This window comes from Streptomyces scopuliridis RB72 (genome assembly GCF_000718095.1).
GTDB classification, from domain to species: Bacteria; Actinomycetota; Actinomycetes; order Streptomycetales; family Streptomycetaceae; genus Streptomyces; species Streptomyces scopuliridis.
This window is the reverse complement of record NZ_JOEI01000006.1, coordinates 182,828-197,927: the sequence shown is the minus strand read 5'-3', so window position 1 is coordinate 197,927 and position 15,100 is coordinate 182,828. Positions and strand designations below refer to the sequence as shown.

14 protein-coding genes and 1 tRNA gene are annotated in these 15,100 nt (G+C 68.5%); 8 read left to right on the top strand and 7 right to left on the bottom strand.

The features are described from left to right. The first annotated feature begins 228 nt into the window (after positions 1-228). Complete coding sequence (locus tag IF11_RS0108990) at positions 229-756, top strand: peptidylprolyl isomerase (protein WP_030350950.1); 528 nt, start codon at positions 229-231, stop codon at positions 754-756. 138 nt (positions 757-894) lie between these two features. Next, positions 895-1,806, top strand: a complete 912-nt coding sequence (locus IF11_RS0108985; protein ID WP_030350949.1) for a rhomboid family intramembrane serine protease — start codon at positions 895-897, stop codon at positions 1,804-1,806. A gap of 308 nt (positions 1,807-2,114) precedes the next feature. On the opposite strand, the gene crgA is transcribed toward IF11_RS0108985, so the two are convergent. Beyond that, positions 2,115-2,372: a cell division protein CrgA gene (gene crgA, locus IF11_RS0108980; RefSeq protein ID WP_030350948.1), complete on the bottom strand. Its 258-nt coding sequence runs from the start codon at positions 2,370-2,372 to the stop codon at positions 2,115-2,117. A 142-nt stretch (positions 2,373-2,514) separates the two neighbouring features. Between crgA and IF11_RS0108975 the strand changes: the two genes are divergently transcribed. From IF11_RS0108975 to IF11_RS0108955, 5 genes are all read left to right on the top strand, one after another. Beyond that, the gene (locus IF11_RS0108975) at positions 2,515-3,282 is read left to right on the top strand and encodes a DUF881 domain-containing protein (RefSeq protein WP_030350947.1); all 768 of its coding nucleotides are present in this window, start codon (positions 2,515-2,517) and stop codon (positions 3,280-3,282) included. Positions 3,283-3,438: 156 nt separating this feature from the next. Next, a complete protein-coding gene (locus IF11_RS40005; protein ID WP_030350946.1) occupies positions 3,439-3,612 on the top strand; it encodes a hypothetical protein in 174 nt (57 codons plus the stop codon). Continuing rightward, a complete protein-coding gene (locus tag IF11_RS0108965; protein ID WP_030350945.1) occupies positions 3,609-4,247 on the top strand; it encodes an aminodeoxychorismate/anthranilate synthase component II in 639 nt (212 codons plus the stop codon). The genes IF11_RS40005 and IF11_RS0108965 overlap by 4 nt, the downstream gene beginning before the upstream one ends. After that, on the top strand, positions 4,244-5,614 hold the full coding sequence (locus tag IF11_RS0108960) for a class E sortase (protein ID WP_030350944.1): 1,371 nt from the start codon (positions 4,244-4,246) through the stop codon (positions 5,612-5,614). Before IF11_RS0108965 ends, IF11_RS0108960 begins: the two co-directional genes overlap by 4 nt. A gap of 48 nt (positions 5,615-5,662) precedes the next feature. After that, entirely contained in the window at positions 5,663-6,436 is a 774-nt protein-coding gene (locus IF11_RS0108955) for a class E sortase (protein WP_030350943.1), read from the top strand. Positions 6,437-6,521: 85 nt separating this feature from the next. Here the strand turns inward: IF11_RS0108955 and pknB are convergent, their stop codons facing one another. From pknB to IF11_RS0108925, 6 genes are all read right to left on the bottom strand, one after another. Further along, positions 6,522-8,531 (bottom strand): Stk1 family PASTA domain-containing Ser/Thr kinase, encoded by a 2,010-nt coding sequence (gene pknB / locus IF11_RS0108950; RefSeq protein WP_030350942.1) that lies wholly within the window; start codon positions 8,529-8,531, stop codon positions 6,522-6,524. A gap of 167 nt (positions 8,532-8,698) precedes the next feature. Further along, positions 8,699-10,165, bottom strand: a complete 1,467-nt coding sequence (locus IF11_RS0108945) for a peptidoglycan D,D-transpeptidase FtsI family protein (RefSeq protein ID WP_030350941.1) — start codon at positions 10,163-10,165, stop codon at positions 8,699-8,701. Next, on the bottom strand, positions 10,162-11,574 hold the full coding sequence (locus tag IF11_RS0108940) for an FtsW/RodA/SpoVE family cell cycle protein (RefSeq protein WP_030350940.1): 1,413 nt from the start codon (positions 11,572-11,574) through the stop codon (positions 10,162-10,164). The genes IF11_RS0108945 and IF11_RS0108940 overlap by 4 nt, the downstream gene beginning before the upstream one ends. Positions 11,575-11,603: 29 nt before the next feature. Further along, positions 11,604-13,109, bottom strand: a complete 1,506-nt coding sequence (locus IF11_RS0108935; RefSeq protein ID WP_030350939.1) for a Stp1/IreP family PP2C-type Ser/Thr phosphatase — start codon at positions 13,107-13,109, stop codon at positions 11,604-11,606. A 141-nt stretch (positions 13,110-13,250) separates the two neighbouring features. Then, positions 13,251-13,769 (bottom strand): FHA domain-containing protein FhaB/FipA, encoded by a 519-nt coding sequence (locus IF11_RS0108930; protein ID WP_030350938.1) that lies wholly within the window; start codon positions 13,767-13,769, stop codon positions 13,251-13,253. A gap of 10 nt (positions 13,770-13,779) precedes the next feature. After that, positions 13,780-14,628 carry an FHA domain-containing protein gene (locus IF11_RS0108925; RefSeq protein ID WP_030350937.1) on the bottom strand — a complete coding sequence of 283 codons (849 nt, stop codon included), beginning with the start codon at positions 14,626-14,628 and terminating at the stop codon, positions 13,780-13,782. 315 nt (positions 14,629-14,943) lie between these two features. On the opposite strand from IF11_RS0108925, the gene IF11_RS0108920 reads away from it, so the two are divergent. Then, positions 14,944-15,027: transfer RNA gene (locus tag IF11_RS0108920), tRNA-Leu, on the top strand. The last annotated feature ends 73 nt before the right edge of the window (positions 15,028-15,100 follow it).

Here is a 15,100-nt window from a genome sequence, read left to right as displayed (position 1 = left end):
AAGGCGACGTGAGTGATGCCCGGACATCGCGGTCCTCCGCGTACATTCCGTACGTACTCATGCCCGTACGTACTCATGGGTGACGATGTCACCCCTCTCTCCAGCATGCGCGGGTTCCGGCGTGACCACACCGCCGCCTCGGCATGTCTCCTGCCGTCCCCCTTCCGTCTTCCGCCGCCTTCCGTGCGAGGATCGTGAGAGTCAGAGAAGACTTACGGAAGGCAGATCGTGGCCGAGCAGCTTTACGCCACCCTGAAGACCAACCACGGCGACATTGAGGTACGGCTCCTGCCGAACCACGCGCCGAAGACGGTCAAGAACTTTGTCGAGCTCGCGCAGGGCGAGCGGGAGTGGGTCAACCCGGAGACCGGCCAGAAGACCACGGACAGGCTGTACGACGGCACTGTCTTCCACCGCGTGATCAGCGGCTTCATGATCCAGGGCGGGGACCCGCTGGGCAACGGCACCGGTGGCCCCGGCTACAAGTTCGAGGACGAGTTCCACCCGGACCTCGGCTTCGACAGGCCGTACCTGCTGGCGATGGCGAACGCGGGCCCGGGCACCAACGGCTCGCAGTTCTTCATCACCCTGGCGCCCACCACGTGGCTGAACCGGAAGCACACCATCTTCGGCGAGGTCACCAACGAGGCCGGCAAGAAGGTCGTGGACGCCATCGGCGGTACCCAGACCAACCCGCGCACCGACCGCCCGCTGAAGGAGGTCGTGATCGAGTCGGTCGTCATCGAGACGCGCTGACCGCTCACCACCGTCCGGTTCCCCGGTTCGGGGAACCATCCCGCCCTGCCCGTCCGTAGTGGTTACATACCGGACGGGCGGGGCGGTGCGCTGTGCCGTGCCGGGCACCGTCCGCCGTCACGAGGACCGAGGGGACCGATGGACCACCCGCCAGGCGGCCACGGAGGCCAGGACCAGCCTGCCGTCACCGAAGGCCTGCCCAGCTGTTACCGGCATCCGGACCGGGAGACGGGCATACGCTGCACGCGTTGCGAGCGCCCCATCTGCCCCGAGTGCATGATCAGTGCCTCTGTCGGCTTCCAGTGCCCGGAATGCGTCCGGCAGGGCTCGGGTACGGGGCACGGAGCGAGCGCCAACCGGCCGCGCACCCTCGCCGGCGGCACGGTCGCGGCCGATCCCCGGCTGCTCACCAAGATCCTGCTGGGCATCAATGTCGCGGTATTCGTCGCCGTCCTCGCGGTGGACGACCGGTATCGCCTCGTCCAGGACCTCGACCTGATCGGTTACGCCTTCAGCCCCGGGTTCGACCGTATCGTCGGCGTCGCGGACGGCGAGTGGTACCGGCTGGTCACCGCCATGTTCCTGCACCAGGAGATCTGGCACATCGCCTTCAACATGCTCGGGCTGTGGTGGCTCGGCGGGCCGCTGGAGGCGGCTCTCGGCCGCGTCCGCTTCCTGGCGCTCTATCTGCTCTCCGGGCTGGCCGGCAGCGCGCTGACGTATCTCCTCGCCGCACCGAACCAGCCCTCGCTGGGCGCTTCCGGCGCGATCTTCGGGCTGCTCGGCGCGACCGTCGTCCTGATGCGGCGGCTCAACTACGACATGCGGCCGGTCCTGGTCCTGCTGGCGCTGAATCTGCTCTTCACCTTCACCTGGTCCAACATCGCCTGGGAGGCACACGTCGGCGGGCTGGTGGCGGGCGTGGTGATCGCCATAGGGATGGTGCACGCGCCCCGCGAGCGGCGGGCTCTCGTGCAGTACGGCACGTGCGCGCTGGTGCTGGTGGCGACGGTCGTGATCGTCGTGGCCAGAACGGCCTCACTCACCTGAGCCGTCTCACGCCGCCTGTCGCGCCCGGCTCACCTGAGCGTGACTCCGCGAGGACGGCCCGTACTCCACAGTTGTCCACAGAGTGTGGCGGATCTTGTGCATCCTGTGGGGAACGTGCGTGCCCCTTGTCGCCGATGTGGGTTTGACCAGTGGCGACAAGGGGCGAGCGCGTCATCAGAATGGCGGATGCAGTCACACCGGCGTCAACGTCCCGTGGAGTTATCCACAGATCGTCTGACCTTTTCCCCTGCTGTGGACAACGCTGTGGATAAGTCGGGGCAGAGCTTGACGGCGGAGTGGTGGACCCGCTACTTCCACTGGGTCGAGACACCGAAGCCGGCGGCGATGAAGCCGAACCCGACCACGATGTTCCAGTTCCCGAAGCTCTGCAGCGGAAGATCGCCCTCGGTCACATAAAAAACGACGATCCAGGCGAGGCCGATCAGGAACAGGGCAAGCATGACCGGGGCCACCCAGCTCCGGTTGGTCAGCTTGAGGTTGACCGTCTGCTTCGCGGCCGGAGGCGGCGTGAATTCGGCCTTCTTGCGGATACGTGACTTCGGCACGAGGGACTCTCCTGTCGATGCGCTGCGTGACCGCGCAGGGGGACTGAAACGGTGTGCCGGGGCGGAGAGCAGGGGGAACACCGCCGCCCCCGGGCGTCCGTTAGCGTAGTGCTTCCGCGGCGCCTAAGGAGATAAGGGTACGTTGAGCAATTCCGCCGACTCTCCCCCAGGGCCGGTCCGCCGACCGAACAGGCGGCCCGTCCGGCTGCTCACGGCTGCCGTCTTCGCCCTCGCCGGGCTGATCTTCGTGACCAGCTTCAACACGGCCAAGGGCACCAACATCCGTACCGACACCTCGCTGCTCAAGCTCTCCGACCTGATCCACGAACGCGACCGGAAGAACGCCGAGCTGGGCGATGCCAACGCGGCGGTACGGCACGACATCGACACCCTCGTCAGCCGCGACCACGGCACCACCGACGCCGAGGACGCCAGGCTGAACGCCCTGGAGAAGGGCGCGGGCACCAAGAAGGTCACCGGCCGGGCGCTCACCGTCACGCTCGACGACGCCCCGCCGAACGCCACGGCCAACCCCGGCTATCCCGAACCGCAGCCCAATGACCTCGTCATCCACCAGCAGGATCTGCAGGCCGTCGTCAACGCCCTGTGGAAGGGCGGCGCGGAGGGCATCCGCGTCATGGACCAGCGGCTGATCTCCACCAGCGCCGTACGGTGCGTGGGGAACACGCTGATCCTCCAGGGCCGCGTCTACTCGCCGCCCTACAAGATCACCGCTGTTGGTGACCAGGGCAAGCTCCGCAAGGCGCTCGCCGACTCCCCGGCGATCCAGAACTACCAGCTCTACGTCAAGGCGTACGGCCTCGGCTGGAAGATCGACGAGCACGGCAAGGAGACGCTGCCGGGCTACACGGGCACGGTGGATCTGCACTACGCGGAGCCGGTCGGATAGCGGGCGGGCAGCCGCCGGGGTGGCTGGTGCGCGCCCTTGTGACGAAGAGCAACCCCCGAACCTCTGTGCAGCTGACCGATGAACCGCCCATGTGTCGGTGGAGCCCTTTAGTCTGGTGCCGTACCGCCTGGCGCGGTACCGGACGGAAGGGACAGCATGTACGGCTGGATCTGGCGGCATCTGCCGGGCAACGTGTGGCTGCGGGCGGCGATCTCGCTCCTGTTGGCGCTCGCCGTCGTCTATGTGCTGTTCCAGTACGTCTTCCCGTGGGCGGAGCCGCTGCTGCCGTTCAACGATGTGACGGTCGACGGAGAGGGGGCGGCCGGATGAGCGCGCGCATTCTCGTTGTCGACAACTACGACAGCTTCGTCTTCAACCTCGTCCAGTACCTCTACCAGCTCGGCGCCGAGTGCGAGGTGCTGCGCAACGACGAGGTGACGACCGCTCACGCCCAGGACGGCTTCGACGGCGTTCTGCTCTCCCCCGGGCCCGGTACGCCCGAACAGGCCGGTGTCTGCGTCGAGATGGTGCGTCACTGCGCCGAGACCGGCGTGCCCGTCTTCGGGGTCTGCCTCGGGATGCAGTCGATGGCGGTCGCGTACGGCGGTGTCGTCGGCCGCGCCCCCCAGTTGCTGCACGGCAAGACGTCGCTCGTCACGCACGAGGGCAAGGGCGTCTTCGCGGGGCTGCCTTCGCCGTTCACGGCGACCCGGTACCACTCGCTCGCGGCGGAGCCCGCCGCGCTGCCGGCCGAGCTGGAGGTCACGGCGCGCACCGCGGACGGCATCATCATGGGCGTACGCCACCGTGAACTGGCCGTCGAGGGTGTGCAGTTCCACCCGGAGTCGGTCCTCACCGAGCATGGGCATCTGATGCTGGCCAACTGGCTGGCGCAGTGCGGCGATCCGGGTGCGGTGGGCCGGTCGACGGGGCTGGCGCCGGTGGTGGGCAAGGCGCTCGCGTGACGGCACTCCGCCCCGAACACGACGCGGGTTACGGAGCCTCGTACGAGCAGGGAGGGTACGGGGACTCCGGAGCGTTCGAGGCGGCGGTGGACGGGCTGGCGGACCCGCTGAACGATCCGCTCCCGGGACAACAGGGGCAGGGCCAGGAGCAGGGGCCGCCGCCGGTACGGAAGCAGGGGCGGCACCGGGGCCCCCGGCAGCCGGAGCCCGTACCGGAAGCCACGGCCCCGGGGCCGGAGTGGTCCGGCGACTACTACCGCCAGTACGCGGCGGAAGCCCCCCGGGGACCGGAGTCCGGCACGCCCTCGTACTACGCGGACGGTACGACGCCGGCGGCCGATCCGGCCCTGATACCCGTACCCGAGCCGGATCCCGCGCCCGCGCCCGTACGCGTACCCGGGCCCGCGCCTGTACCCGAACCGGCGCCCGTACATGTACCCGCCCCCGCGCCTCCTGTGCCTGAGCCCCGGCTGGATGATCAGACCGTCGGACTCCGGACCGCGGACACGCGCCGGGCGGTCGAGGCGGAGCCCGTGACCGGGGGCCGGGCCGAGCGGCGCAGGGCCGCCAAGGGCGGTGGCCGGGGCCGTAGACGCGCCGAGCCCGCCGGGGCCGACGCCGGGCACGGCTCAGAGGAGCAGGCGCCCGCCAGACCGCTCTCCCGGGTCGAGGCGCGGCGCGCGGCGCGTGCCCGCAAGGAGAGCCCCGCCGTCATCGCCAGCCGGGCGGTCGGCGAGCTGTTCATCACCTTCGGCGTCCTGATGCTGCTGTTCGTCACATACCAGCTCTGGTGGACGAACATCCGAGCCGGCCAGTTCACCGGCAACGAGGCGAACAAGATCCAGGACAGCTGGACGAAGGAACGGCAGCCGGGCGCCTTCGAGCCGGGGCAGGGCTTCGCCATCATGCATATTCCGAAGCTGGACGTCGTCGTGCCGATCGCCGAGGGCATCAGCAAGCCGAAGGTCCTCGACCACGGCATGGTCGGCCATTACGCGGAAGGCCGCCTCAAGACGGCGATGCCCGCCGACAAGCAGGGCAACTTCGCGGTGGCCGGCCACCGCAACACCCATGGCGAACCCTTCCGCTACATCAACCAGTTGAAGCCGGGCGACGAGATCATCGTCGAGACGCGGGACGCGTACTACACGTACGACATGACCCGGCTCCTGCCGCAGACGTCGCCGTCGAATGTGAGCGTGATCGGTCCGGTGCCGCCGGGTTCGGGGTTCACGGAGCCCGGTCGCTACATCACGCTGACGACGTGCACCCCGGAGTTCACCAGTACCTATCGGATGATCGTGTGGGGCAAGATGGTGGACGAACGGCCGCGCAGCAAGGGCAAGCCCGACGCTCTCGTCGGCTGACGCCGCTCGGAGCGCGGACACACTTCAGGGACTTTGGGGACGGGTGCGGTGGCAGCGAGTACCGAGCACGACGAGCAGGCCGACGCACCGCCGCCGTCGGACGCGGCTCCGGCCCCGGCTCCCGTACGGGCCCGCCGCCCCAGGGGCCCGCTCGCGGCCGCCGTCAGCGTCTTCGGCGAACTGCTCATCACCGCGGGCGTGGTGCTCGGTCTCTTCGTCGTCTACTCGCTGTGGTGGACGAACGTCCTGGCCGACCGCGAGGCCGCGAAGCAGGGCGACGACGTACGCCACGGCTGGGCGCAGGAGAAGAAGCCTGGCGCCGCTCCCCGGACCTACGACTCCGAGGACGGCATCGGCTTTCTGCACGTCCCCGCGATGGACACGGGCGAGGTGCTGGTCAAGAAGGGCACCTCGACCTCGTCACTGAACGACGGGATCGCCGGCTACTACACCGAGCCCGTCAAGTCGGCCCTCCCCTGGGACGAGAAGGGCAACTTCACCCTGGCCGCGCACCGGGACGGCCACGGGGCGAGGTTCCACAACATCCACAAGCTCAAGACCGGCGATCCGGTCGTCTTCGAGACCCGCGACACCTGGTACATCTACAAGGTCTTCAAGGAGCTTCCGAAGACCTCGAAGTACAACGTGGACGTACTCCAGCCGGTCCCCAAGGAGTCGGGGAAGAAGAAGGCCGGCCGCTACCTCACCCTGACGACCTGCACGCCGATCTACACCTCGGACTACCGCTACATCGTCTGGGCCGAGCTGGAGCGCACGGAAAAGGTCGACAAGAACCGCACGCCCCCGCCTGAGCTGCGCTAGCGGCCGCACCTGGAGAGGGCACGGAACAGCCCCGGCACCCTTACGAAGGGTGCCGGGGCTGTTCGCGTACCGCCTGTCCTGCTTGTCAGTCCTTGCTACGGAAGCCGACGCCGGAGGGGCCGCCGAAGAAGCCGCCTCCGTTGTTGTTGCCTCCGCCGTTGTTGCCCTGGCCGGGCACGGTGGTCAGGGTGACGGTGTCGTTCTTGTTGACTTCCTTACCGGGCTCGGGATCGCTGTTTATCACTAGGGCGTTGGGGTCGTTCGGCGAGTTCGGCGCGAGCGCGACATTGAGGCCCATCCCCTGGAGCGTGCCCTGGACCTCTCCGAAGGTCTTGCCGCGGATCTCGGGGATCTGGACCTTCTCCTGCTTCGGGCCCTTGGAGACCTTCAGGGTGACCTGTGAGCCCTTGGCGGCCTTGGTGCCGCCCGGCGGGTCCTGCTCAATAACGGTGCCCGGGGCCTCTTGCGAGTCCACGTCGTTCCGTACGACCGTGAAGCCGAGCGTTTTCAGCTGGGGCTCGCCGTTGTCCACCAGCAGGCCGGTCACGTCCGGAACGGGAATCTGGCTCTGGGTGGCGATCGTCAGCGTGATCTTGGACGCCTTCTCGACCATGGAGCCGCCCTCCGGGTCCTGTGCGAGCACCGTCCCGGGGTCCTCCTCCGACTCCTCCGTCTTGTAATCGACCTGGAAGTTCTCGCCTTCCAGAATGTCGGTCGCCTTGTCCTTCTGCTTGTCGGTGACGTCCGGGACCTTGACCTGCGGAGCGCCCTCCGAGACGACGACCTGGATGGTCTCGCCCTGGCCCATCTTGCCGCTGGCCGGGATCTGGCTGCAGATGGAGCCCTTGGGCACGTCGCAGCGTTCCGAGCCGGACTGCGCGACCTTCACGCTCGCGTTCTCCGCGAGCTGTTGGGCCTCGGTGAGTGTCTTGCCGACGAGCTGGGGGACATCCAGCCGACTGCTTCCGCCGTTGTCGCCGAAGACCGACTTGCCGATCAGGATGGCGCCGACCAGCACCAGGACGCCCGCGACCGCCAGCAGGATCGTCGAGGTGTTGGACTTCTTCTGCCGGCGCCGGGCCGGGCGGTCGTCGTAGCCGCCATAGCCGCCGTCGTCCGGGCCGACGGGCGGGAGCATGGAGGTCTGGCCGCCCGGGTCGCCCTGGCGCATCGCCGTCGTCGGCTGGTCCGGGGGGCCGCCGTATCCGCCGCCGCCGTAGCCGACCGCGCCCATGGCCGCCGTGGCGGCGACGGGCTGGCCGTCGAGGCACGCCTCGATGTCGGCACGCATCTCGTCGGCCGACTGGTAGCGGTAGTCGGGGTCCTTGACGAGGGCCTTCAGCACGATCGCGTCCATCTCGGGCGTGATCTCCGGGTCGAAGACGCTGGGCGTCTGCGGCTCTTCCCGTACGTGCTGGTAGGCGACGGCCACCGGGGAGTCCCCGATGAACGGGGGCCGGACCGTCAGCAGTTCGTAGAGCAGACAGCCCGTGGAGTAAAGGTCCGAGCGCGCGTCGACCTGCTCGCCCTTGGCCTGCTCGGGGGAGAGGTACTGCGCGGTGCCGATGACGGCGGAGGTCTGCGTCATCGTCATCCCGGAGTCGCCCATGGCGCGGGCGATGCCGAAGTCCATGACCTTGACCTGGCCGGTGCGCGTCAGCATGACGTTGGCCGGTTTGATGTCCCGGTGGACGATGCCGTTGCGGTGGGAGTACTCCAGTGCCTGGAGGATCCCGACCGTCATCTCCAGCGTGCGCTCGGGCAGGAGTCTGCGCCCGGAGTGCAGCAGCTCTCTCAGGGTCGATCCGTCGACGTGTTCCATCACGATGTACGGGAGGGACACCCCGTCGACGTAGTCCTCGCCGGTGTCGTAGACCGCGACGATCGCCGGGTGGTTGAGCGAGGCGGCCGACTGGGCCTCTCGGCGGAACCGGGCCTGGAAGGACGGATCGCGGGCGAGGTCCGCCCGGAGCGTCTTCACGGCGACGGTGCGACCGAGCCGGGTGTCATGCGCGAGGTAGACCTCCGCCATGCCACCACGGCCGAGCACCGAGCCCAGCTCGTACCGGCCGCCGAGGCGACGCGGCTCTTCCATAACGTTCCAGCCCTCTCCGTCAGTCCCGACCGCACCGGTGTGTGGTCCGGCGGTGTGCTGTTCGCGCCTACGCTACCGGGCACGCCGCATGCGGTTGGCCCGTAACGGTCACCTGATATACGACCGGTATCGCAATGTGCAGGAATGGACGTGAGCCGTGACCGGCGTCACTTCTTGCTGTCGAGGACTGCTTTCATCACGCTCTTCGCGATCGGGGCCGCGAGGCCGCCGCCGGAGATGTCGTCACGGCTGGCATTGCTGTCCTCGACGACGACCGCGACGGCGACCGGGGAGCCGTTGTCCGCCTTGGCGTACGAGATGAACCAGGCGTACGGGTTCTTGCTGTTGTTCTCGCCGTGCTGGGCGGTACCGGTCTTGCCGCCGACGGTCACGTTCGGAATGCGCGCCTTCTGGCCGGTGCCCTCGTTGACGACCGTCTCCATCATGCTCTGGAGCTTCTGCGCGTTCTCCTGGCTGAGGGGGCGGCTCAGCTCCTCGGGCTCGTTCTTGTCGAGCACGTCCACGCTCGGCGACTCAAGACGGTCGATCATGTACGGCTTCATCAGCTTGCCGTCATTGGCGATCGCGGCGGTGACCATGGCCATCTGGAGCGGGGTGGTACGGGTGTCGAACTGGCCGATCGAGGAGAGCGCGGTCTGCGAGGCGTTCAGCTCCTCGGGGAAGACCGACGCGTCCGCGCGTACCGGGATGAACTGCTCCTGGTTGAAGCCGAACTTCTTCGCGGTCTCCAGCATCTTGTCCTTGCCGAGGTCCGCGCCGAGCTTGCCGAAGACGGTGTTGCAGGAGACGCGCAGCGCGGTCCGCAGCGTGGCGTTCTCGCAGGGGATGTTGCCCTCGTTCCTCAGCGGGGTGGTGGTGCCGGGCATGATCCACGGCAGCGGCGTCTCGGTGGCCGCGTCGATGTCCGTGACCTGCCGGTGCTCCAGGGCGGCGGCCGCGGTCACCACCTTGAAGGTCGAGCCGGGCGGGTAGGTCTGGCGCAGCGCCCGGTTGAGCATCGGGTCGTCGGGGTTGTTCTTCTTGTCCAGGCCGACCCAGGCCTTGGTGTCCTTGTTGCTGTTGCCGGCGAACGTGGCGGGGTCGTAGCTGGGGGTGGAGGCCAGCGCGAGGATCTTGCCCGTCTGCGGGTCGATCGCGGCGACGGCGCCCTTCTTGTCGCCCAGTCCCTCGAAGGCGGCCTTCTGGGCGGCGCCGCTGAGGGTGGTGACGACGTTGCCGCCCCTCTTCTCCTTGCCCGTGAACATGCCCATGGTGCGGTCGAAGAAGAGCCGGTCGTCGTTGCCGGTGAGGATGCCGTCTTCCAGCTTCTCGATCTGGTTGGCGTCGAAGGCCTGCGAGGCGTAGCCGGTGACGGGCGCCCACATGGGCCCGTTGGTGTACGTGCGCTTGTAGACGAAGTCGGTGTCGTCCGTCTTGACGGAGCCGGTGATGGGCTTGCCGTCGACGATGATGTTGCCGCGCTCGGCGCTGTACCGCTCGATCAGGACGCGGCGGTTGTTCTTGTGCGAGTTCAGCTCGTCGGCACGGACGTACTGGAGCCAGTTGTCCCGGATCAGCAGCGCGAGGACGAGCAGCCCGCAGAAGATCGCGATGCGGCGCAGGGGCTTGTTCACGGTCGGACCACCTGGGTCATCTCGGCGTCGGGTGAGGGAGCCGGGGCCGGTGCGGGCCGCCGCGCGGTGTCGCTGATACGGATCAGGATGCCGATCAGGGCCCAGTTGGCGAGTACGGAGGAGCCGCCGGCCGCGACGAACGGCATGGTCATACCGGTCAGCGGGATGAGCCCCATGACGCCGCCCGCGACCACGAAGACCTGGATGGCGAAGGCGCTGGAGAGGCCGATGGCGAGGAGCTTGCCGAAGGGGTCGCGGGCGGCGAGGGCGGTACGTACGCCGCGCTCCACGATCAGCCCGTACAGCAGCAGGAACGCCATCGTGCCGGCGAGGCCGAGCTCCTCACCGACGGTGGTGAGGATGAAGTCGGCGTTGGCGGCGAAGCCGATGAGGTCGGAGTTGCCCTGGCCGAGCCCCGTGCCGAGCGTGCCGCCGGAGCCGAAGGACAGCAGGGCGTCGCCGATCTGCTGGCAGGCGCCGTCGGTCGCGTAACAGGAGAACGGATCCTGCCAGGCGTTGACGCGGGCCTGGACGTGCGGTTCGAAGGTGGCGACGCCGACGGCTCCGCCGACCGACATCAGCAGGCCGAAGACGATCCAGCTGGTCCGCTCGGTGGCGACGTAGAGCATGACCACGAAGAGGCCGAAGAAGAGCAGGGAGGTACCGAGGTCGGTCTCGAACACCAGGATGAGGATCGAGAGGGCCCAGATGCCGAGGATCGGTCCGAGGTCGCGTCCGCGGGGCAGGTAGAGCCCCATGAAGCGGCGGCTGGCGAGGGCCAGGGCATCGCGCTTGACCATCAGATAACCGGAGAAGAAGATCGCGATGATGATCTTCGCGAACTCACCGGGCTGGACGTTGAAGCCGGCGATGCTGACCCAGATCTTGGCGCCGTTCCTGGCCGGGAAGAACATGGGCAGGATCAGCAGGAACAGCGCGACGGCCATCGAGATGTACGTGTAGCGCTGGAGGATCCGGTGATCCTTGAGGAGCATCAGGACGGCCGCGAAGAGCGCGATGCCCAGCGCCGAGTACATGAGCTGCTTCGTCGCGGACGGGCTGAAGACGCCGAAGCTGAGCTCGGCGAGCCGGATGAGCCGGGGTGACTGGTCCAGACGCCAGATCAGTACCAGCCCGAGACCGTTGAGCAGCGTCGCCAGAGGCAGCAGCAGCGGGTCGGCGTAGCGGGCGAATTTGCGCACCACGAGGTGGGCGACGCCGGCGAGCAGGCCGAGGCCGAGGCCGTAACCGAGCATGCCCGTGGGCACCTTGCCGTCGAGCGCGAGCCCGACGTTCAGGTACGCGAACACCGGGATGGCGACGGCGAAGGCGAGCAGGGCAAGCTCGGTGTTGCGGCGGCTCGGTGCCTCGATGGCGCCGATGGTGGTCGTGTTGGTGACTACGCTCATGGTGGTGAAAGGCCCCCTACGGCCGGCTCCTACTGCTTACCGCAGTTCGAGGCCACTTTCTGCTCCTCTTCCGAGAGGCTGGGGCCCGGAGTGGGAGTGGCTGCTTTCGGCTTGGTGTCGGTGGTCTTCGCGGAGGTGCTCGTACCGGTCGTGCCGCCGGCCTGTCCTTCGCCGGTGATCACATTGGCCGCGCGGTCGGCCTGGCGGCGCTGCTCGTCCTTCTTGCAGGCCGATGCCTGGACGGCGAGTTCATCGATCTTCTCGCGTCCGCCGGAGAGGCTGCCCTCGGCGATGGTGGCCTCGACCTGCTTGCGCTGGTAGTCCGGCAGGTACTTGAGTTCGATGTCGGTTTCCTTCTCGATCTTCGAGAGGGAGACCCAGCCGAGATCCTGGCTGATACCTCGGTAGAGCGCGACATGCTCCTTGTTGGCGCCGACGTAGTACTGCGTCTGCGTCCAGTAGTAGCCGCCGTACAGTCCGCCGCCGACGACGGCGAGCGCGAGGACGGCGTAGAAGGACGTCTTGAGCCACCTGCGGCGCGGGCGGGGCTTGACGAACTCCTCGTCGTCGTAGGCCCCGAAACCGCCTCCGGGCGGCATTCCGTCGTAGCCGGTGCTGTCGCCGCTGCCGGGCGGGCCGAAGCCGCCCCCGCCGGGCTGCGGCGGTACGGCGCGGCCGAGGCCGGCGGCGCGGCCCGCCGGGGTCTGCATCGCGGCGGCGTTCTCGGCGGAGCTGAGCGGGAGCTGGTTCTCGGCGACCGCCCCGACCACGACCGGGGTGTCGTTGAGCTGCCCGGCCAGGGTGTCGTTGGACTCGACGTCCAGGACGTCGGCCACGATGCAGGTGATGTTGTCGGGGCCGCCGCCGCGCAGCGCGAGCTGGATGAGCGCCTGGATGGTCTCCTGCGGGCCCTGGTAGCTGGCGAGCGTCTCCTCCATCGTCTGGTGGGAGACGACGCCGGAGAGGCCGTCGGAGCAGATCAGATAGCGGTCGCCGGCCCGGACCTCACGGATGGAGAGATCGGGCTCGACATGGTCGCCGCTGCCCAGCGCGCGCATCAGCAGGGAGCGCTGCGGGTGGGTGGTGGCCTCTTCCTCGGTGATCCGGCCCTCGTCGACCAGCCGCTGCACCCAGGTGTGGTCCTGGGTGATCTGGGTCAGTACGCCGTCGCGCAGGAGGTAGGCGCGGGAGTCGCCGACATGGACGAGGCCGAGGCGCTGGCCGGTCCAGAGAAGGGCGGTGAGCGTGGTGCCCATGCCCTCCAGCTGGGGGTCCTCCTCGACCATCACGCGCAGCTGGTCGTTGGCGCGCTGCACCGCCGTACCGAGCGAGGTGAGGATGTCCGAACCCGGCACATCGTCGTCGAGCTGTACGAGGGTGGAGATCACCTCGGAGGAGGCGACCTCGCCCGCGGCCTGGCCACCCATGCCGTCGGCGATGGCCAGCAGCCGGGGACCGGCGTAACCGGAGTCCTCGTTTCCCTCCCGGATCATGCCTTTGTGCGATCCGGCGGCGAAGCGCAGAGACAGACTCATGCGCACCTCGCCCGTCGGCTCGCCAGTCGACTGTCGCGCCAGCCGGTCTCGAGCCACACTGCCCACCCTCCGGTCGGGAGCCGGCCGCGGTCCGCCGTGGGTACCGCCGCGGCTCGCTCGCTCCGCTCGCTCATTGTCGTACTACTTCCGCAGCTCGATGACGGTCTTGCCGATGCGGATCGGAGCGCCAAGCGCGATCGGTGTCGGGGCCGTGAGCCGGGTCCGGTCGAGATACGTGCCATTGGTGGAGCCGAGGTCCTCGACGATCCACTGGCCGTCGCGGTCCGGGTAGATCCTGGCATGCCTGCTGGACGCGTAGTCGTCGTCCAGCACGATCGTCGAGTCGTGCGCGCGGCCCAGCGTGATGGTCTGTCCCTGGAGCGCCACCGTGGTGCCGGTGAGGCTGCCCTCGGACACGACGAGCTTGGTGGGGGCTCCTCGGCGCTGCCTGCCCCCCTGTTGCTGCTGCTGGCGCTGCTGGGGCGGCGCCGGTGTCTGGCGTGCCTGCTGCGGTCGGGCGTCGGCGTTGCGGCGTGAGCCGCGCTGCGTGACGCGTGTTCCGAACAGGTCGCTGCGGATGACCTGTACGGCCACGATCACGAACAGCCACAGAACGGCCAGAAAACCTAGCCGCATGACCGTCAGGGTCAGCTCTGACATTGCCCCCGCTTCACCCTTCGGCTTGCCTGTAAACGATGGTGGTGTTGCCCACGACGATCCGCGAGCCGTCGCGGAGCGTAGCGCGGGTGGTGTGCTGTCCGTCTACCACGATGCCGTTGGTCGACCCGAGATCCTGGATGGTCGAGGGCGTTCCGGTCCGGATCTCGCAGTGCCTGCGCGATACACCGGGGTCGTCGATCCGTACGTCCGCGTCGGTGCTGCGGCCCAGGACGAGCGTCGCGCGGGAGATCTGGTGACGGGTGCCGTTGATCTCGATCCAGCGGCGCACCTGGCCGTGCGGCGGCGCGCCGGGGCCGGGGGCCGGGGGACGGTTCGCGGCGGGCGCGTGGCCGCCGCCGGGCGGCGGGGCGGCCGGCATGGGAGGGACCGCGGCGGGCGGGTACCCGTAACCGCCGGGAGCTCTGCCCTGCGGGGATACGGGCGCCGGGGGGCCCGCGGGAGCGCGCTCGGGCGCCTGGGACGTGCTCGACGCCAGCGTGCGGCTGCGGACGCGGTACAGGCCGGTGTCGAGATCCTCGGCCTTCTCCAGATGGACCTTGATCGGGCCCATGAACGTGTAGCGCTGCTGCTTCGCGTAGTCGCGGACGAGTCCGGACAGTTCGTCGCCGAGCTGGCCGGAGTACGGGCTGAGACGCTCGTAGTCGGGCGTGCTCAGCTCCACGATGAAGTCGTTGGGTACGACGGTCCGCTCGCGGTTCCAGATCGTTGCGTTGTTGTCGCATTCGCGCTGGAGGGCACCCGCGATCTCGACGGGCTGGACCTCGGACTTGAACACCTTCGCGAAGGTGCCATTGACCAAACCTTCGAGACGCTGTTCGAAACGCTTCATGACTCCCATGGGGCACCTCCTCCGTAGTGGCCGTCCTGGTACTGCTTACTGATCGTATCCACGCGTCGGGAAATCGGCTGGTTCCCCTTGTCTGCCCCGTCGATGAGTGTCACCTCTCACACGGATCGTAGAGGCGGCCTGACGCCAGTGTCCCGCACCCGGGGTGCACTCAGGAGGAGTGGGGGGCGGCCGCTGTCCGTTCCCTGTTCCGCGGCCGGGTCGTCGAAACAAACGGATGTGAACCCACCCTCCGCACCGTGCTAATCTTCTCGATGTCGCCAGGAGCGCACACCAGCAGGTGAGGCACCGGACGACACACCCAATGCGCGGGTGGCGGAATAGGCAGACGCGCTGGATTCAGGTTCCAGTGCCCGAAAGGGCGTGGGGGTTCAACTCCCCCCTCGCGCACAGATGGAAGCCCCGTGGGTCATCGACCTACGGGGCTTCTTCGTCGTCCCCCGGGGGTTCTGAGGCAGGAACC